This window comes from Candidatus Aquiluna sp. IMCC13023 (genome assembly GCF_000257665.1).
Taxonomy (GTDB): Bacteria; Actinomycetota; Actinomycetes; order Actinomycetales; family Microbacteriaceae; genus Aquiluna.
The window spans coordinates 371083-390312 of the sequence record NZ_AJKR01000003.1 but is presented as its reverse complement, the minus strand read 5'-3'; the positions used below and the strand labels follow the sequence as shown (position 1 = coordinate 390312).

At 51.7% G+C, this 19230-nt stretch carries 12 protein-coding genes and 2 tRNA genes; 8 read left to right on the top strand and 6 right to left on the bottom strand.

Annotated features, from left to right (window positions below; genetic code table 11):
- Positions 1 to 58: 58 nt before the first annotated feature.
- The 6 genes from IMCC13023_RS05660 to gatB are packed head-to-tail and all read left to right on the top strand — an operon-like array spanning position 59 to position 7796.
- Complete coding sequence (locus tag IMCC13023_RS05660) at positions 59 to 1225, top strand: cysteine desulfurase family protein (RefSeq protein ID WP_007542205.1); 1167 nt, start codon at positions 59 to 61, stop codon at positions 1223 to 1225.
- A gap of 29 nt (positions 1226 to 1254) precedes the next feature.
- On the top strand, positions 1255 to 2361 hold the full coding sequence (gene mnmA, locus IMCC13023_RS05655) for a tRNA 2-thiouridine(34) synthase MnmA (RefSeq protein ID WP_081478863.1): 1107 nt from the start codon (positions 1255 to 1257) through the stop codon (positions 2359 to 2361).
- On the top strand, positions 2327 to 4447 hold the full coding sequence (gene ligA, locus IMCC13023_RS05650; protein WP_040325269.1) for an NAD-dependent DNA ligase LigA: 2121 nt from the start codon (positions 2327 to 2329) through the stop codon (positions 4445 to 4447). Before mnmA ends, ligA begins: the two co-directional genes overlap by 35 nt.
- Positions 4448 to 4495: 48 nt before the next feature.
- Positions 4496 to 4792: an Asp-tRNA(Asn)/Glu-tRNA(Gln) amidotransferase subunit GatC gene (gatC, locus tag IMCC13023_RS05645; RefSeq protein ID WP_007542198.1), complete on the top strand. Its 297-nt coding sequence runs from the start codon at positions 4496 to 4498 to the stop codon at positions 4790 to 4792.
- A 2-nt stretch (positions 4793 to 4794) separates the two neighbouring features.
- Complete coding sequence (gene gatA, locus IMCC13023_RS05640) at positions 4795 to 6297, top strand: Asp-tRNA(Asn)/Glu-tRNA(Gln) amidotransferase subunit GatA (protein WP_007542196.1); 1503 nt, start codon at positions 4795 to 4797, stop codon at positions 6295 to 6297.
- The gene (gene gatB / locus IMCC13023_RS05635; RefSeq protein ID WP_007542193.1) at positions 6297 to 7796 is read left to right on the top strand and encodes an Asp-tRNA(Asn)/Glu-tRNA(Gln) amidotransferase subunit GatB; all 1500 of its coding nucleotides are present in this window, start codon (positions 6297 to 6299) and stop codon (positions 7794 to 7796) included. The genes gatA and gatB overlap by 1 nt, the downstream gene beginning before the upstream one ends.
- Positions 7797 to 7800: 4 nt before the next feature.
- Here gatB and IMCC13023_RS05630 read toward each other — a convergent pair.
- The 4 genes from IMCC13023_RS05630 to IMCC13023_RS05615 form a co-directional block, all read right to left on the bottom strand.
- A tRNA-His gene (locus IMCC13023_RS05630) sits at positions 7801 to 7876 on the bottom strand.
- Between the two features lie 24 nt (positions 7877 to 7900).
- On the bottom strand, positions 7901 to 8503 hold the full coding sequence (orn, locus tag IMCC13023_RS05625; RefSeq protein ID WP_007542191.1) for an oligoribonuclease: 603 nt from the start codon (positions 8501 to 8503) through the stop codon (positions 7901 to 7903).
- A gap of 6 nt (positions 8504 to 8509) precedes the next feature.
- Entirely contained in the window at positions 8510 to 12112 is a 3603-nt protein-coding gene (locus tag IMCC13023_RS05620) for an efflux RND transporter permease subunit (protein ID WP_007542189.1), read from the bottom strand.
- Positions 12113 to 12209: 97 nt separating this feature from the next.
- Positions 12210 to 15659, bottom strand: a complete 3450-nt coding sequence (locus IMCC13023_RS05615) for a bifunctional proline dehydrogenase/L-glutamate gamma-semialdehyde dehydrogenase (protein WP_007542187.1) — start codon at positions 15657 to 15659, stop codon at positions 12210 to 12212.
- Between the two features lie 155 nt (positions 15660 to 15814).
- Between IMCC13023_RS05615 and IMCC13023_RS05610 the strand changes: the two genes are divergently transcribed.
- A tRNA-Arg gene (locus IMCC13023_RS05610) sits at positions 15815 to 15890 on the top strand.
- 73 nt (positions 15891 to 15963) lie between these two features.
- On the opposite strand, the gene IMCC13023_RS05605 is transcribed toward IMCC13023_RS05610, so the two are convergent.
- Together IMCC13023_RS05605 and IMCC13023_RS05600 are read right to left on the bottom strand one after the other, a co-directional pair.
- Positions 15964 to 16755, bottom strand: a complete 792-nt coding sequence (locus tag IMCC13023_RS05605; protein WP_007542185.1) for an SDR family NAD(P)-dependent oxidoreductase — start codon at positions 16753 to 16755, stop codon at positions 15964 to 15966.
- 95 nt (positions 16756 to 16850) lie between these two features.
- On the bottom strand, positions 16851 to 18212 hold the full coding sequence (locus tag IMCC13023_RS05600; protein ID WP_007542183.1) for a DEAD/DEAH box helicase: 1362 nt from the start codon (positions 18210 to 18212) through the stop codon (positions 16851 to 16853).
- A 399-nt stretch (positions 18213 to 18611) separates the two neighbouring features.
- Here IMCC13023_RS05600 and IMCC13023_RS05595 point away from each other — a divergent pair, with 399 nt between their 5' ends.
- Positions 18612 to 19226 carry a hypothetical protein gene (locus IMCC13023_RS05595; protein ID WP_007542181.1) on the top strand — a complete coding sequence of 205 codons (615 nt, stop codon included), beginning with the start codon at positions 18612 to 18614 and terminating at the stop codon, positions 19224 to 19226.
- The last annotated feature ends 4 nt before the right edge of the window (positions 19227 to 19230 follow it).

Sequence of the window (19230 nt, the reverse complement as noted above, 5' to 3'; positions counted from 1 at the left end):
GGGACATTTGTTCAAATTGCGGCACTTTATTAGCGAGCGCCAGAACTAAGATTTGGTTATGTCAGTTTTCCTTGATCATGCCTCGACCACGGCGCTTCGGTCTTGTGCCAAGGAAGCCCTCAGCGATGCGCTGGATTTTGTTGGTAACCCTTCTAGCGTTCACAGCCAAGGGCGAGCCACGCGAGAATTGTTAGAGGAATCACGGGACAAAGTAGCAAAGGCCTGCGGGGCAAACCGCAGCGAAATAATTTTTAACTCCGGTGGCACCGAGGGCAATAATCACGCGATCAAGGGCATTTTCTGGGATCGGGTCAAAAAAGATCCGGACTGCAAGGTAATTATTTCCTCCAGAACCGAGCACCACGCTGTAATCGACCCGGTCCAGTGGCTTGGGGGGAATCAAAATGCCGAGGTTGTATTCGTGGAGCACTTAGCCAACGGCATGATCGATTTGAATTCTTTGAGGTCCCTAGTGAAAAAGCACGGTCAAAGGGTTGCTCTAATTAGTTTGATGTGGGTAAACAACGAGACCGGCGTGATTAGCGATATCCCAGCGATTACCGAAATTGCCTCCGAGTTTGATATTCCTGTCCACAGCGATGCCGTGGCGGCCTTTGGTCATATTCCGATCGATTTTCAATCCAGTGGCCTGACCGCAATGACGCTGTCTGGTCATAAGGTTGGTGCCCCAATAGGCGTCGGAGCTCTTGTGGTTGCCAGAAGCGCCAAGCCGATTTCCCTGGTGCATGGTGGGGGTCAAGAGCGTTCACTTAGATCGGGAACCATGAATTACCCGCTTGCTGCCAGCTTTGCCGCCGCGGCCAAAGAAGCCATCGCCGAACTGGATCATGAGGTGGCACGTTTAGGCGCGCTAAAAGATCAGCTGGAAGCCGCTGTAATGGAGGCTGTCCCTTCCGCAATAATCACAGCTCAAGGGGCGAATAGAGCTGCCTACAACGCTCACTTCGTTTTCCCTGGAACGCAGTCAGACGCGATGTTATTTCTGTTGGATCAAAAAGGAGTCTGCGTCTCTGCTGGCTCGGCTTGTCAGGCCGGAGTCCTAGGACCTTCGCATGTCTTATTGGGCATGGGGTTTAGTCACTCAGAGGCATCTGCTTGCGTGAGGGTGACACTTGGTAAAACGTCGACACTTCAGGATGTACAGGTGTTTTTGACTGCGTTAGAGCAAGTTCATCCAGTGGCCCTCCAGGCAACTCCTGCATAAATCCTCAAAGGCAAATTAGACTTGTAGCCATGCGTGTTTTAGCGGCAATGAGTGGCGGAGTTGACTCCGCCGTAGCTGCCGCGCGTGCTGTAGAGCAAGGCCACGAGGTTATCGGCGTTCATTTAGCTCTTTCTAGGATGCCGGGAACGCTTAGAACTGGATCCAGGGGCTGTTGCACCATAGAGGACTCGATGGATGCGCAGCGAGCAGCGAACAAGCTTGGCATTCCTTTTTACGTCTGGGATTTCTCTGAGCGGTTCAAGCTTGATGTGGTTGATGACTTTGTGGCCGAGTACCAAGCCGGCAGGACACCAAACCCCTGTATGCGCTGTAATGAGCGCATCAAGTTCGCAGCGTTATTAGAACGTGGGTTATCACTTGGCTTCGAGGCAATTTGCACGGGGCACTATGCATCAATCCTTGAGGATGGCGAGGGAAACCTCGAGCTGCACCGGTCTCTGGAAATGGCTAAGGATCAGAGCTATGTATTGGGAGTACTAAACGCTAATCAGTTAGCGCACTCTATGTTCCCGCTGGGGGCGACCGCGTCCAAAGATTTGATTCGGCAGGAAGCTGCTGCTAGAGGCCTAAGTGTCGCAAATAAGCCGGATAGCTATGACATTTGCTTTATACCCGAGGGCGACACCAGACAGTGGCTGAAAGAGTTTGTACCAACTGATTCAGGCAAGATTGTTGACGGCGAAGGAAATCAGTTGGGAGAGCACGACGGCCACGTCGGCTTCACAATTGGTCAGCGCAAGGGATTGAAAATCGGAACTCCTGCAGCCGACGGTAAGCCAAGATATGTGCTGGAAATTAGACCTAAAACCAAGGAAATTGTGGTTGGACCGGAAGAGGCCCTGCAAATCTCAGATTTATTCGGCGCTCGCTATACCTGGTGCGGAAAAGCTCCTGAAAATCCTGAAGCGGCCTTTGACTGTGATGTGCAAGTAAGAGCTCACGGAGACACTGTGCCAGCCTCTGCCTTAATTGTTGATGGTCAGATGCATGTGCAACTAAGCACACCACTCTATGGAGTGCCCGCTGGACAAACTGCAGTCATCTATGTTGGAACTCGAGTCTTAGGCCAAATGACCATAGATGAAACCCGAAGCAAGGTTTCAACGGGTGCCTAATCAGTCGTTCAGAATCGAAGCGCTAAGAGCGCTGGTTGAGAAATATCGAAACGCCTACTACCAACAGGACCAGTCGCTTATTTCGGATGCTGAATACGATCTACTCGAACAGGAACTCAAGGAGCTAGAAGTACTGGAGCCAAAAGGTTTCGGGGATTCCCCAACAACCAAGGTCGGGTCCGGTTCTGGCAGCGTATTCGATCCAGTTATTCATGGTCAAAAGATGATGAGCCTGGATAATGTCTTTGACTCGCAAGGGCTTTTGGCTTGGGCTGAAAGGGTCGGCCCCGGACCATATTTATGCGAACCTAAAATCGATGGACTCGCGGTTTCTTTGACCTACAAAGACGGGGTGCTTGTAAGAGCCGCCACCCGCGGCGATGGCGAGGTTGGCGAGGACATCACCCAGAACGCCATGACTATTCAGGGTGTCCCGCATCGTCTTCTAGGTCAGAATCACCCACAACTTGTGGAAGTTCGAGGTGAAGTGTTTTTCGAGCTTGAAGATTTTGCAAAACTAAACGCCCGGATCGTTTCTCAAGGTGGAAAACCCTTCGCTAATCCACGAAATAGCGCTTCTGGCTCACTTCGTCAAAAAGACCCGACTGTTTCGGCTACTAGGCCATTGAAAATGCTGGTGCACGGATTTGGAGTTTGGTCCGCTAACGTTTCCAGCCAAAGCGCGGTTTATGAAAGCCTTGCGAACTGGGGACTTCCGACAACCAATCGCTACCAGGTGCTTGAAACTCCAAATCTCGTTCTTGAATACATTGCCGAACTGGAAGCCGCACGACCTACCATCGAGCACGAAATCGATGGAGTAGTCATCAAGGTAGATGATTTAGCAACTCAAGAAAGCCTCGGGTCAACCTCCCGGGCGCCGCGATGGGCCATTGCCTATAAGTATCCGCCCGAGCAGGTAAACACCAAATTACTGGACATAAAAGTCTCAATCGGAAGAACCGGCCGAGCTACGCCATTCGCGGTTTTAGCTCCAGTGATTGTTGCCGGCAGCCAGGTTGAATTTGCAACTCTCCACAATCAAGAACAAGTCAAATCAAAAGGTGTTTTTATCGGCGACACGGTAGTACTTAGAAAAGCCGGCGATGTGATTCCAGAGATCTTGGGCCCGGTTGTTTCGCTGAGGGACGGCTCTGAACGAGCTTTCGTGATGCCCTCTAATTGCCCCGAATGCCAGGCGAAGCTGGAACCAGCGAGCCTAGGTGACATTGATTTACGCTGCACCAACGCCAAGAGTTGTCCAGCTCAGCTTCGCGAACGCATTGCATACATCGGATCAAGAGCTGCTCTTGATATCGAGGCTCTGGGCTATGTGAGCGCGAGTGCACTCACGAACCCTGTTGAACCGGCGGTTGCGCCAATTTTGTCCGAGGCGGACCTATTTTCGCTCACCATGGAAAAGCTTTTGCCGATAAAAGCCAAGGTAATAGATGCCGACACTGGCATTACAAAGAAAGATACTGAGGGGAACGACAAGGTAGTCGATTATTTCAGAAAGAAAAACGGTGAGCCCTCAGAGGTTGCAATCAAGCTTTTGGCAAACCTAGAGGCTGCAAAAACCAAGCCACTTTGGCGGTTATTGGTTTCATTATCTATAAGGCACGTAGGTCCCGTTGCAGCTCGAGCACTTGCGGATAATTTTGGATCTTTCAGGGCAATTTTCGAAGCCAGTCAAGAACAGCTTGCAGAGGTTGATGGTGTTGGGCCAACGTTGGCCGAATCGATAACCGGTTGGTATCTCGAGGATTGGCATCGACAGATTATCGCTAGTTGGGAAGCCGCTGGAGTCCAGCTGTCTAATCCTTTGCACGAGGAACAGGGCCTAGAAGCCGATGGACTGTTTGCAGGTCTGTCGATTGTCGTGACCGGCTCAATGGAGACGATGACCAGGGAAGCGATTGAGGCTCTGATAATTGAAAACGGCGGAAAGGCCTCTTCTTCGGTATCCAAGAAGACTGCTTTTTTGGTAGCTGGCCCGGGAGCCGGATCGAAGTTGACAAAGGCCGAGTCGCTGGGCGTCTTAGTAATCACCGAAGCGCAGTTCCTAGATAAATTGCCAGCCTGACGGAACTAGACTGAGTTATTAATACCAATTGATGAAGTGAGAAACCGTATGTCTGAAATTACACCCGATTTGGTTCGCCATCTCGCATCTTTGGCCCGCATCTTGGTCACCGATCAAGAGGTCGAGCAACTAGCCGGCGAGCTCGGCATAATCGTGGATTCGGTTGCCACTGTCACCAAGGCTGTTTCCGGAGATGTCGCTGCGACAAGCCACCCAATTCCAATGGCAAATGTCTATCGCGAGGATGTCATCTTGCCGTCCCTTTCCCAGTTGCAGGCCCTGTCTAGCGCTCCAGACAGCGCTGAAGGCCGGTTCAAAGTAAACGCAATCTTGGATGAGGACTAGACATGACTGAAATAACTTCTTCCAGCGCGGCGGTCCTCGCCGGTCTTATCTCAAGCAAAGAGGCTTCATCGGTTGAAATAACTACTGCGTTTTTAGATCGTCTTGAAAAGTTGAACCCAAAGACCAACTCCTACCTTTATTTCAATCGTGAAAACAGCCTGGCTCAGGCCAAAAGGGCCGACCAGCAGCTAGCTGAAGGAAAGACCGTCTCCCCACTTCACGGCGTCCCAATTGCAGTCAAGGACAACCTAACTACGACCGATGCTCCAACCACCGCCGGTTCGAAGATCCTTGAGGGTTGGGTGCCCCAATATGACGCAACCGTGGTTAGAAAACTAAGAGAGGCTTCAATGCCTATTCTTGGAAAAACTAATCTCGACGAATTTGCAATGGGCTCCTCAACTGAGTTTTCGGCATACGGACCCAGCAAGAACCCTTGGGACCTAACCAGGATCCCAGGTGGTTCCGGGGGAGGCTCCAGTTCCGCTATTGCTGGCCACCTTGCCCCGCTTGCGATAGGTAGCGACACTGGAGGCTCAATAAGGTTCCCCGCAGCCATGACTGGCTCTGTTGGTGCAAAGCCGACCTACGGAGCCGTTTCTCGTTATGGGCTGATCGCCCTAGCTAGCTCATTAGATCAGATAGGGCCAGTGACAAACAGCGTCATGGATGCGGCCTTGTTGCAGGATGTAATCGGTGGGCATGACCCTAATGATTCAACATCTTTGCCAAATAGCCTGGGCTCCATGGTTCAGTCTGTGAAAGAAGCGGATGTCAAGGGCCTCAGGGTGGGAGTTGTGAAGCAACTGTCCTCGGACGGCTTCCAGCCAGGGGTAAAGGCCTGCTTCGATGACACCATCAAGAAACTTGCTGCCGCAGGCGCCGAAATCATTGAGGTTGATTGCCCAAGCTTTGAATACGCTGTCGCCGCCTACTACTTGATCTTGCCCGCAGAGGCTTCTTCAAACCTTGCGAAATTTGATTCGGTGAGATTCGGACTTAGAGTCACTCCGGACGGAAACCCAACCATAGAAAACGTTATGGCTGCCACGCGTGAACAGGGCTTCGGACCAGAGGTCAAAAGAAGAATAATCCTCGGCACCTACGCGCTTTCTTCTGGTTACTACGACGCTTACTACGGCTCTGCCCAAAAAGTAAGAACCCTTATCCAGCAAGATCTGGCTAAAGCATTTACCCAGGCTGATGTCTTGCTAACCCCCACAGCACCCACAACTGCATTCAAGATTGGCGAGAAGGTCAACGACCCACTGGCGATGTATCTAAACGACATAGCTACCATCCCTGCCAATCTGGCCGGTATCCCGGGAATCTCAGTGCCAAATGGGCTCGCCTCAGAAGACGGATTGCCGTCCGGCGTTCAGATTCTCGCGCCAGCGATGCAGGATGGTCGGATGTATCGAGTTGCAAGCATCGTGGAGAAGCTTTATGTGGATCAATGGGGTGCCTCGCTAATTGCAAGAGTGCCTGATTTGGAGGCGTTGTAATGGCTAAAGAACAACTAATGTCCTACGAAGACGCCATTGAGCGTTTTGAGGTAGTGATTGGACTCGAGGTCCACGTTGAGCTAAATACCGTGAGCAAAATGTTCTGCGGCTGTGCAAACAACTTTGGATCTGAGCCAAACACCAATGTTTGTCCAACTTGTCTTGGGCTGCCTGGCTCGTTGCCAGCGGTAAACCGCAAGGCCGTGGAGTCCTCAATTGCTATCGGACTAGCGCTGGATTGTCAGATTGCCTCCAATGGTCGATTTGCTAGAAAAAACTATTTCTATCCCGACTTAGCCAAAAACTTCCAAACCTCGCAGTTTGACGAACCAATTGCGTTCGAGGGCGAGATTTCGATTGAACTAGAAACCGGCGAAGTGTTCATGGTTCCGATTGAGCGGGCCCACATGGAAGAGGATGCTGGAAAGCTGACACACGTTGGTGGAGCCACCGGCCGAATTCAAGGGGCCGAGTATTCTCTGGTGGACTATAATCGCGCCGGAGTGCCACTGGTAGAGATTGTCACTAAGCCCATCTACGGAGCGCTTGACAAAGCTCCAGAGCTGGCTGCGACCTATGTCAGAGCTATCCGCGACATTGTAAAGAGCATGAACGTATCCGACGCCAAGATGGAGCGCGGAAACGTGCGTTGCGACGCAAACGTTTCACTGCGTGAAAAGGGCGCGGAGAAGCTCGGAACCAGAACCGAAACTAAGAACGTGAACTCACTGAAGAGCATTGAAAATACTGTTCGCTACGAAATTCAGCGCCAGGCCTTCATTCTTGCTGCCGGTGGAAAAATCATTCAAGAAACCAGGCATTGGCACGAAGACCGCGGCCACACATCTGCCGGCAGACCAAAGTCCGACGCTGATGACTACCGCTATTTCCCAGAGCCAGATTTGGTGCCGGTGCAGCCAAGCAAAGAGTGGATCGAAGAGATTCGGCTGACTCTGACTGAAAAGCCTTCTATTAGGCGAAAGCGCCTTCAGGAAGCCTGGGGCTTTGCGGATCTTGAATTCAGAGATGTTTTGAATTCTGATTTGCTAGATGAGATTGAGGCAACTGTTTCTGCAGGGGCGAGCCCACAGTCGGCCAGAAAATGGTGGACCGGAGAGCTTGCCAGATTGGCCAACCTTCAAGAGGTAGCTGTGCAGGACCTCCCAATCACTCCTGAGCAAGTCGCCAGTATTCAGAAATTAATCGACTCCGGGGACCTAACCGACCGCATAGCAAGAGATGTTGTTGCGGGTGTCCTTGCAGGAGAGGGCGAGCCGGCCGAAGTCATTGAAAGCCGTGGCTTGAAGATTGTTACTGACGAAGGGGCCCTCATTGCGGCAATTGACAAAGCATTAGCGAGTCAACCGGATGTCATGGAGAAGATTCGGGATGGAAAGCTTCAGGCAGCTGGAGCCGTAATCGGAGCTGTGATGCAAGAAATGCGCGGTCAAGCCGACGCAGCCAGAGTACGAGAACTCATTTTAGAAAGAGCCAAGTAACTACTGGGGTGAGTAACGGGACTTGAACCCGCGACCCCCTGGACCACAACCAGGTGCTCTACCAGCTGAGCTATACCCACCATGTCTGGACTAGCCAGAACGATTTAGAGTGTATCAGTCTCCAGAGCCAAAACTGCTTCCTTTAGTTCCTTCACTGAAGGCCCCGGTGCCTGAACTAGAAATACTTTGCGGTAATAACGAAGCTCCATGATCGACTCTTGAATGTCCGATAGCGCTCGGTGACTGACGTCTTTTTTCGGAAGCTGGAAGTAAATCTTGGGATACCACCGTCTGGCCATTTCCTTGAAAGAGCTCACGTCGATGTTTCGGTAATGCAAAAACGAGTCAAACTCCGGGGTTTGACGGTTCAGAAACATGCGATCAGTGCCGATTGAATTTCCTGCAAGAGGTGCCGTGCCCTTGTCAGTGACCCACTGCTTCACATAACCAAGCACCTGCTGCTCGGCCTTCTTGATTGAAATGCCCTTGGGGATCTCAGTTATCAAACCGGAAACGGTATGCATGTTGGTCACAAACGCACCCATGTTCTTCATGGCTTTGCGCGACGGCTTCACAACCACCTGAAAACCTTCGTGAACTGGCTTCAGGTCTTCGTCTGTGACGATAACTGCAATTTCACATATTTCGTCAACGCCGACCTCCAGTCCGGTCATTTCGCAGTCGACCCAAACAATAAAAGAAGACATTAGCGATCAGTCGTTCGAGTGTCGAGGGTTTTTGGCGGCTCTAAGTTGGTCCTTGCGGTCCTGCTTGTCCTTTTTCTTGGCTGCCTTGATTTCCCTCTTGGTTAGAGGCGCAGTTGCACTGTCATCTTGACCTGCAGGCATTTCAGCCGCCAATCCAGTGACGGCCGCAGCCGGCTCAATCGGGGCCTTAGGTTCGTCCCACGCGATGCTGGACTCATCATCCAGCTCAACCTCGATGGGTTCTTCTGTCCAAGCTAGTTCTGGCGTGGTAGCTGCCGGTGCTGGCTGGAAGGTTTGCTCAGGAGCTTGTTCTTCCGAGGTATCTGGGGAAGTAAGTTCCTCATCAGGAGTAATAACATCAGGTACTTCTTGAACAGCTTCAGGATTTGGCAAAGTGTCTGTCATGACCGCGGCTGATGCAATTGGGGTTGCTTCTGAAGCCGAAATCGCGCTTTTACCCGAGGCTGCCTTCTTGGCTAAACGAGCCTCTTTCTTACCTAGGCGGCGGTTTACTCTAATCACCTTCCGTTCCTTCCGACCCTCTACAAGCCAGTAAAGAACCGGAACAAGAATGAGTGTCAAAAGAGTCGATGAGACAAGCCCACCAATTACCACTATCGCTAGTGGTTTAGAAATAAAGCCGGAGTTCCCAGTCACGCCAAGTGCTAGGGGAGTAAGGGCGAAGATCGTCGCAAAAGCCGTCATCAGGATTGGTCTCAGCCTTTGCCGTGCTCCAGCAATCAGAGACTCCTCGACGCTTACGCCCTTCTTCCGATACTGATTGACTAAGTCCAACAACACAATTGCGTTGGTGACCACCAGCCCAACCAGCAGCAGCATTCCTATTAGGGCGGGAACTCCAAGAGCAGTGTCGGTGATTAGCAAGAGCCCTAGGGCTCCAATCGCGGCAAACGGAATTGAGACCAGCAGCAATAGCGGCTGAATTAGGCTGCCAAATGTTGCAACCATGACAATGTAGACAATGGCAATCGCCGCGAGCACGGCTGTGCCCAGCTGGCTGAAGCTCTCGGCCTGATCGGCCGCTGCTCCACCAACGATTGCTTCCGCACCGGCCGGCAGTTCAATGAGCTCTAGGGTCTCGGTGATGTCCGCCGAAATAGCGCCCAGGTCCTCTCCAATTGGGGCTAGCGAAACTGTTGCGGTGCGGTTGCCTCGCTCAGATGTTATCGAGGTCGGCTTCAGAACTTCAGTGATAGTAGCAATGCTGTCCAGACGGACAGGCCCCTGAAGGGTCGGTATTGACAAAGCTTTCACCTCGTCAATGGATTCTGGAGCTTGGGCGCCCGAGATATAAACATCAGCGTCCTTACCCTCGATGTTCAAGGTACCAAGCGACGAAGGGCGAAGTTGGGAGGCGACTATTCCGGTAACTGTGGTCTCAGTCAACAAGTAACTTGCGGCCTTCTGCCTGTCTACAACTACCTCTAGAACTCTTTGATCCGCGTCCAGGGTCGTCGTGATCGAGCTTACATTTTGAACATCGGCTAGTCCCGTAACAAGATTATTAACGGATTCCTGGAGAAGTGCGGGATCGCTTGCTGATACCTCAATGTCGATTGTCTCGCTGGAACCAAAGCCTCCTCCAGTCGAAACTGTGATTTCGCTTCCCGAGGGTACTTCAAGTTGACGGACCTCTGTTTGAAGGATTTCCACGTCCGCGCCATCTTCTGCGGTTATTGTCAGGCGTACACCGGAGGCGGCTCTTCCAAAGGCGACCCTGCCATCAGCTCCAGATGATCCGATAGTGCTTTGCACTACTTCGACACCGTCGAGAGCCATGATTTGATTTTCAAGAAGAGCCGAGGCTTTGTCTTGTTCCTCGAGCGTCACGTTGCTTGGCATGCTCAGCGAGGCGTCGAACTGGTTTGACCCGCCACCATCGATGAAGTTGGTTTTTAGAAGTGGAACAAGTGAGAGCGTGTAGCCCAAGATCAATACTGCAGCTGTCAGAGTGACCCAAGGGTGATTCTTGGTGCCCTTGAGGATCGGAATGTAACCGCGCTGAAGCAGGCTCCGCTTTTCGCGTTGCTCCTCTACTTCGCGCTGGTTCGCCTCGAAGGCGACTGGGTCAGCGGCTTGAGCTGCCAAAAGACGCTTTGGCATGCGAAGGAACCAGTACGCCAGCACTGGAACGATGGTTAGTGATACAAGTAGTGAGGCGAGCAAGGCTATTGCAACGGTGAATGCGAAGGGGCGGAATAGCTCGCCGACTAATCCAGAAACTAACGCGATTGGGAGGAAGACTGCAACGGTGGCCAGGGTAGAAGATGTGATCGCCAGGGCGACTTCCTTGACTCCGGAGAGAACCGCTTTCACGCGTTCCTCGCCATAGCTCAGGTGTCGGTTTATGTTCTCAATAACCACAATCGAGTCATCGACTACTCGTCCAATCGCGATTGTCAAAGCACCAAGCGTCAATAGGTTTAGGGAGTAATCCGCAAATTCCAAAGCGATAAAAGTTATAAGCAATGATGTCGGAATCGAAATAGCAGTAATGATCGTGGATTTAACACTCAATAGGAAAATCAGAATCACTAGGATTGCGAATCCAAGACCGAGTAGGCCCTCGACTGTCAAGTCTTTGATGCTTTCTTCAATAAATGGCGCCTGGTCAAAAATCGTGACCACAGTAACGTCTGTGGCTAGAGCCGCTCTTAGATCGGGGATCAAGTCTTGGATGCCTCCCGATACGTCAACCGAGTTGCCGTCCGGAGTCTTCGTTATCGAAATAGCTAGGGTTTCGTTGCCATTGGTTCGAGCAATTGAGGTGATTGGAGCATCTTCGTAAGTGACTGTTGCAACATCGCCGATTGTCACAACACCAAGTGCGCTTGGATTCGGCGTTGCCGAGATTAGAGGAAGTGACTCCATCAAGGAAACTGTGTCAACAGCATTTCCCATCTGAATCGAGATGCTGCCATCTGCGTCAGTCAGAGAACCAACTGGCAAAACCAGTCCGTTAGCACGCAAGGCTGTGGAGATGTCTCGTTGGCTGAGACCATTTTGAGCAAGAGCTACCTGGTCGAGTTCTAAATTGAGTCTTTTTTGCTTACCTCCGGACACGGCAATGTCTCTAATGCCTTCTACTTGCTGGAAAACCGAAGGTGCAATCTTGTCAAGTTCTGCACTGAGGCTCTCGTTGTCACCATTATTCGCCGAAATCGCAAGGACGATGATTGGAACCGAGTCGAAGCTGCCCGAGATAACTTGAGGATTCACATCTGAAGGAAGCAAAGCCTCGACCGCGCTAATAGCGTTATTGAGCCTTTCGGTCGCATCAGAGGTGCTGGTGCCAAACTCGAAAGATACTCTTAGCACCGATAGTCCAGTTGATGAAGTGACGCTAGTTGATTCCAGGCCCTCAAGCCCAATAACGGCGTTTTCGATAATTATGGAAACTTGACTGTCTACTACCTCGGGTGATGCTCCAGCGTAGGAGGTCACAATTGCTGCCGACGGAATCTCGATGGATGGAATGAGCTCCTGTTTTAGGTTTCCAACGGACAGCAGGCCAAATACACCGATAATCAAAGTAATTAGCGCAACAACAGCGCGATTTGCTAGCGAAAGTCTGGAAATATTTGACAACTAATTACCTCTTTGATTATTGGCTTTACGGAGAACTCAACAGTTTAGGAGATTAGTCCCTAAAATAACGAGCCGTCACCTTAGAAGCTCCTGTCAATTAGATACTGAGCTCGGCAACAAACTGAACCGGGGTTCCGAACCTGTGACCGGTCACAGTCACTGACTGCTCCTTGAAATATGGCAACAGTTCAATTCGTCCAGATTCGGTCAGCTCATTGCCGTAAATAGCCACGTCGCAGTTGGAAAAAGCGCTGTCGGCATCAATTTGTGGTGCGCCGCCGACCAGTCGAACTCGCCGCGGGCTCGCCGCTAGCCGCTGTTCGAAAGCGGCCTGGTCTTCTAGGGCAACGCGCAAACCAGATTTTTTTAGAAGTGAGGCTACGTTTTTTTTCAGTTCAAAAGCACTGATGTCGAGGTTTCCTAGCACCAGCGCAATCGAAAGGGCTCTCATGGTCTCTTGACTGGTCGCAGTCTTTTCAATACGAAGCACGCAATCGCTTCTTCGATATCGAAGAACATTCCGCTCGCTGTCTAGGCCGGAAGGATCGGTTGCGTTACTGAAGGTCTCCGTTAGCGCCGCCTGATCAGATTTGGCAGCGCGAACAAGCGATTCCATTTCGGTGTCAGAAAAGTCCGTCAACTGAGCAATAGCAAGCAGTTCATTAACACTCTTGTTCATAATCTCGGCGCTAGCAGTCGAATGCGAGCTCTCCCAGTTGGTAAGGCTAAGAATGTAGTTTGGCCCGCCAGCCTTTGTGCTGGGGCCTACACTCGAGCGTTTCCAGCCCCCGAAGGGTTGACGCTGGACGATAGCTCCGGTGATGCCGCGATTTACGTAGAGGTTTCCGGCCTGAATTGTGGCAAGCCACTTTTCAATTTCGACTGCATCCAGGGAGTGGATCCCGGTTGTCAATCCGTAGTCCACTGAGTTCTGAAGCGCGATTGCCGCCTCTAGATTGGGTGCGATCATGATGGACAGAATTGGACCAAAGTACTCGGTCAGGTGGCTGGTCGAATTCGGCACGACATTAACTCGGATTCCTGGTGACCACAGTTTTCCGGAGTCATCCAGCTGGGAAGGCTCAAGTAACCATTTTTCTCCCCGGCCAAGCTTTGTCAGGCCCTCGAGTAGCTTTCCTGAAGGGGCAGCGATCATGGGCCCCATTTGTGTCCTGGGGTCGTTGGCATGGCCGACGTGCATACTACTCACCGCATCATGAAGCTGGCGCAGGAATCGCTTTGATTTGTGGACGGATCCGACCAAGATAACCAGCGAGCTAGCCGAACATTTTTGACCAGCATGACCAAAGGCGGAGTAGGCAATGTCTTTAGCCGCCAGATCGTAGTCAGCGCTCTCGGTAACAATAATTGCGTTCTTGCCGCTGGTTTCTGCTAGCAGTCTCAGGTCAGGGCGGAAGCTCTTGAACAACTGGGCCGTCTCGTAACCACCGGTCAGGATCACTTGGTCGACTTTAGGATGGGACAGTAGCTGCTTGCCGAGCCCAGACTCACTTAGTTGAATCGGAATAAATATATCTTCGTCGATAATTTTGGAAATTATGTCTGCAAGAACCGCACCGCATCTCGCCGAGGCGCCCGCAGGCTTGAAAATTACTGCAGAGCCTGCAGCGAGAGCTGCTAACGCACCACCGGCCGGAATAGCAATTGGAAAGTTCCACGGGGGAGTCACAACGGTGAGGCCAAATGGGATTGGGCTTGCACCATCTATGCTGTCGAGCTCAAGCGCCCGCTGAGCGTAGTAGTGAGCGAAGTCAACGGCCTCTGATATCTCGGTGTCGGCCTGATCAATTGTCTTGCCGGCCTCGGCCATGGCGACTTCTATTAGGCTGCCTCTATTGGCTTCCAGTGCCACACCGATTTCGTGGAGCTTTGCGGCGCGAGTCTGCAGAGACTCGCTACCCCATCGCGCTCCACCATGGACAGCACTGTCGATAACTTCTTGAAGCTCGGCCTCGCTGGAGATTGTTTGTCTCGCTACCAGGGCTAAACCGATATCACTGGTACCGGCGCGAGCAATGATTTCGTAGCCCCAGACTCGGTTGCCGGCTAAAGACGGATCAGTGTCTGCGGCATTCGCGAAGCCGCCCGCAGGCGGAAATACTACGTCGTTGCGACGGTCTTGTAGTCGGTTAGGAATCGGGATTTCCAAATCAAGCATGGTTAGAGACACCCTGAAGCGTTCCTCTTCAACTTGGAAAATGTCCGGGTCGGCTAACCTAAACGCGTTTGAAAGGAAGTTCTCTTTAGAGGCGCCCTCCTCCAATCGTCTAATCAAATAGGCGATGGCAACATCGAATTCCTGTGGGTGAACTACCGGCGTATATAGAACTAGAGTGCCAACTGTTTTCCTGATGACGTTTGCCTGAGCCTCAGCCATCCCCAGCAGCATCTCAAAGTCCATGCCGGTTTGAGCATTTCGCTGCGAAGCCAACAGCCAGGCGAAGGCAAGATCAAATAGGTTGTGTCCCGCCACGCCAATCCGAACGTTTGCCACGCGCTCTTCAGTCAGCGCATAGTTCAGCACCCTCTTGTAGTTGGCATCCGCTGCCGCTTTGGATTCCACTGTTGCAAGTGGCCAGCCGTGAGATTCTGCATCCACTCGCTCCATCGGCAAGTTAGCGCCCTTTACGACCCTGACTTTGACCGGAGCACCCCCAGCTAAGACGCGACCGGCAGCGAACTGCTGAATGTCTATCATCGCTCTTACTGCGTCCGGCAAGTAGGCCTGTAAGACGATGCCGGCCTGAAGGTTAGCAAATTCTGGTTTTGACAATATGCCCTTGAAGACCGCCACGGTCATATCGAGGTCGTGGTACTCCTCCATGTCTAGGTTTATAAACTTTTGCTTTTTTGACTCTGAAGCAATTCGGTATAGCGGGGTGAGGCGCTCAATCACGTCGCTTACGGTTTCATTGAACGACCATGGCGAGTGGGGCGAAACGATCGCAGACACTTTTACCGACACATAACTAACATCCGGCCGGGAAAGAACATCTTTGACTTTCTGCAGTCTGCGGTCTGCTTCTTTGTCTCCAAGGACTGCCTCACCCAAAAGGTTCACATTCAGAGTCGAGCCCTGCTTCGAAAGACGGGAGATGCTTCTACTCAATTTGGTTGGAGTTGCATCAATAACTAGGTGCGCAACAAACGAGCGCAAGACTTTACGGGCAATTGGAATAACAATCCATGGAAAAGGCCTGGCTAGGTTGGCCCCAAGAGACACCATGGCTCGAAGGATCCAAGGTAAAAATTTTGGTGTGATTTTTCGGAGGCGGTACAGGTTCTTCGCTGCGACCTTGAGGCTCTCGGGCCTGATTACTCCGTCCACAAAACCGACCGCGAAATCCAGCCCGTTCGCGTCCTGGAGTAGACCGGACAGTCGATCGGCCGCTTGCGAATTTTTTTGCTGAGAGGCATCTAGTACCCAGTGCTGCACCTGCTCGATCACTGCCGCGGATAGTTCATCTTTTGCGGGAACGATTGGAATCTGGGTCGTGCTAAGCGTCATTGGCTGGCCGGCTCTCATTGGGATTTACAACATCATTCTATTGCTCAAAAAGGTGTGTTTGGTGGCCCAGATCTGTCATGAGTTAGTCAATTTTTTTAGGGCCGAGTTTCGGCCATACCAAAACCTTTCTTGACACGAGCTTGTAGACTGAGGAAGGCTTCAAAGCCAACTCCGCCTTCGTAGCTCAGTGGATAGAGCAGGAGCCTTCTAATCTCTTGGTCGCAGGTTCGATTCCTGCCGAGGGCACCAAGTTAATACCGAAAGCTTCTGATCTGCGGCACACCCGTTTTCTTGCCGCCGGACGCAAAACAACGAATGCGTTTCAGCTACGCTCTTCTGCGATCGAATTACCGCCGTCAACCACTACTTCTTGGCCGGTCAGGTAAGCGGACTCCTTGGACGCTAACCAAAGCGCGGTGGCAGCAATCTCTGCAGGCGTTCCAGAGCGACCAAGCGGTGTTCCGAGGCCCTGGCGGGACTCATCCTTCAACTGGGTGTCCGTGGCTATCCATCCCGGCAGGATGGCATTGCAGGTGACTTGGTGCCTGGCTTCATCCAACGCCAGAGACCTCATCAGTCCAACCACTGCGGCCTTTGCCGCGGCATAACCGGGTTGATGTTTCATTGCCATACGTGGGCCAGTCACAGATGAAACCATGATGATACGGCCCCTGGTGGATACTCGAAGAAGCGGGAGTGCGGCTCGAGTGACTTTGAAAACCGTGTCCAGATTTCGAGAAGTGCCCAATGCCCAAGACTCATCGCTGATTTGGGTTAGGTCGGTAGTCTCGTCATCGCCAAGTGGAGCCTTGGCCGAGGTCATGCCCGCGTTGTTTACCAAAATGTCGAGTTTTTTAAGGCCGAAAAACAGCTGTTGGACCTGGTCTGAGTCCGTCAAATCAGCGATCGTGGCGCTGACTCTAGAAATACCTGTTCCTGAAGTTTCTTGCAGCAGTTCTATTAGTTCGTCGGCACGTTCATGAACCCTTTTGGTTGTTGAGGTGATGTGCACCGAGGCACCCTGAAGCAGTAGGTGCTGCGCGATGGAAAAGCCAATGCCACCTTTTGCGCCAACTCCGGTTACCAGGGCGGTGGTTCCAGATAGATCGAACATGTTTTCAGGCTAGCAGGCTGAAATGGCGTGACAAGAGTTCTTGGTCGCAGGCTCGATTCCTGCCGAGGGCACTTTTTATTTAGCGGGCACTCGACCTATCTCGAATTTTGGCGGCGACGCGATCCATTTGTTGCGCCTTGCGAATGGGGTCTCGAACCGGGTGCTCTTGACTGCTGATTTTGAGGCTTCCCAGATTCGCTCAGTGCTCGCTTTCGCTGGGCATTTCGACCAGTCGATGTGCCAGTCTTTTTGGGTTGGACTACTGGAGCAGTTGGCTTCACATATTCGGCAACTTCTCCAATGAGAGCTATTACTTCCGGTGACTTTTCAGTGACGGACCTTGGCTTCACGGAGATCTTGGCTTTGCTTAGCAAGTCAGATAAATCTTTGCGTTGGGTCGGCAGAGATATCGTCACCACATCACCCGATGCTCCAGCCCTTGCTGTTCTGCCAGAGCGGTGAAGGTATGCCTTGTGCTCAGCAGGTGGATCAACGTGAATTACGAGGTCTACTCCGTCAACGTGAACACCTCTTGCTGCAACGTCTGTAGCCACTAGTACTTTGGCCCGACCAGAGCTAAAAGCCTCTAGATTTCGATCCCTAGCGGCTTGGGAAAGATTGCCGTGTAGATCAACGGCCGGTATGCCGGCTTGAGTCAGTGCTTTAGCAAGTTTTTTGGCGTGGTGCTTGGTTCGCATGAACAAGATTCTTCTTCCTGTTCCGGAAGCCAGGGCGTAAACCAATCGCTTCTTTGCTTCCGCGTCAGAAGCTTCAAGCACGTGGTGGGTCATCTGGGTAACCGGGGAGTTGGCTTCGTCAACTGCGTGCATAACCTGGTTCTGCAAAAACTTATCTACGAGCTTTTTTACTCCGTTATCCAAGGTCGCCGAGAACAATAGGCGCTGGCCGCCTCTCGGAGTGGCATTCAAAATCCTGGTAACCCCCGGCAAGAAACCAAGGTCCGCCATGTGGTCAGCTTCATCCAACACTGTGATCTCAATCGCATCTAACTTCAAAATGCCCTGAGCCATTAGGTCTTCGAGTCGGCCGGGGGTCGCGACGATAATCTCGACACCATCCCTGAGTGCTTGAACCTGCTTCTTTTGAGGAACTCCTCCAAAGATTGTTGTCACTCTTAGGTCCATAGCGTTAGCCAATGGTTGGAGCGCGTTTGTAATCTGCGTGGCTAGTTCACGGGTTGGTGCGAGTACCAAGCCTCTTGGCTTAAGCATTCCATGGTTACTGTTTGAGGAAACAGCAAGCCTGGCCACCATTGGGATGCCAAAAGCCAAGGTTTTGCCAGATCCAGTTTTACCTCTACCTAAAACATCTCTGCCCGCCAGGGTGTCCGGTAGCGAATCTACTTGGATGGGGAACGGTGTATCAATGCCTTGAGCACTTAGCACAGCCGCAATTTCGGCTGGCACGCCAAGGTCAATAAAGGTCTTTGAAGACATAATGTAATTACTTTCATGTGATGCGACGCATCACTTTTGAGCCCAAGTTCTTGGGGAATACGGCGAAGACATCGATGGATGAATTCGTTCGCCGAAAGAAAAAGTTAAGCCACAGTTTCGTGGGGGTCGTTCTACGACGCAAGACAGTGATTTAGTACCGGCTCGTTAGAAGTCTAGGGGAGTTATGCAAAAGGACATAGGACTAGTTTGCAGATTCGATGCTTGCCAAGTTCGGCGCGCGCTTCAAGTCATTGATTCCTTTATACCCAAAACTACACCTAGGCTGTCAACGCATAGAGGGTACGGGCCACCGTAATCTCGAAAAGCCTCAATCTCCAATGCGGTCAACAGCGAACATTACTGCTTCTTATCAAGAGCATCGAGCTAGAGAGTCAAAAGATGTCAAGCAAAAGCGCCGAAAGTCTAGATCTGCCGAAACCGTCGGGACCCTTAGGCAGCGCGTCAAAGTTTTTCTACACGAAATCAAACCTGGTTACCGGGTTGCTGGCAACCTCTGTCTTTGGTGGCTACTTGGTCTTCTTCCTAACCGGCAAGGGGGCCGCTTTTGAAGTGGCCAACAGCACTGTTAGGTCACTAGGAACTTCGTTGGGCTTTGGCCAAGCAGAGATTCTGGCTTTCTTTGCAGAACGCTCTGACCAGATGATCGATGCCTACATTAGTTTCAACCAGATTTGGGACACTCTTTTCGGGCTGATCTACGGGCTAATGTATGTGATCTGGGTGTCGGTGTTGTTTAAACCATATTCTCAAAGGTTCGGGGTTCTTAATCTGCTCCCATTTGGTCAAGTGGTCTTTGATTGGCTAGAGAATTACGCTCTAGCAGCGCTCTCAAACCAGTTCCTTGCTGATGGCGCGATTTCCTCTTCGACGGCTCTTATTGCCTCAACAGCCTCAGCCATCAAATGGGTATTTTCTCTAATGGTCTACTTAGTGATTTTGGTTGGCATTGTCATGCGGATATCCCGGGCAGTTAAGAGAAGACGCCAGCGCTAGAGCC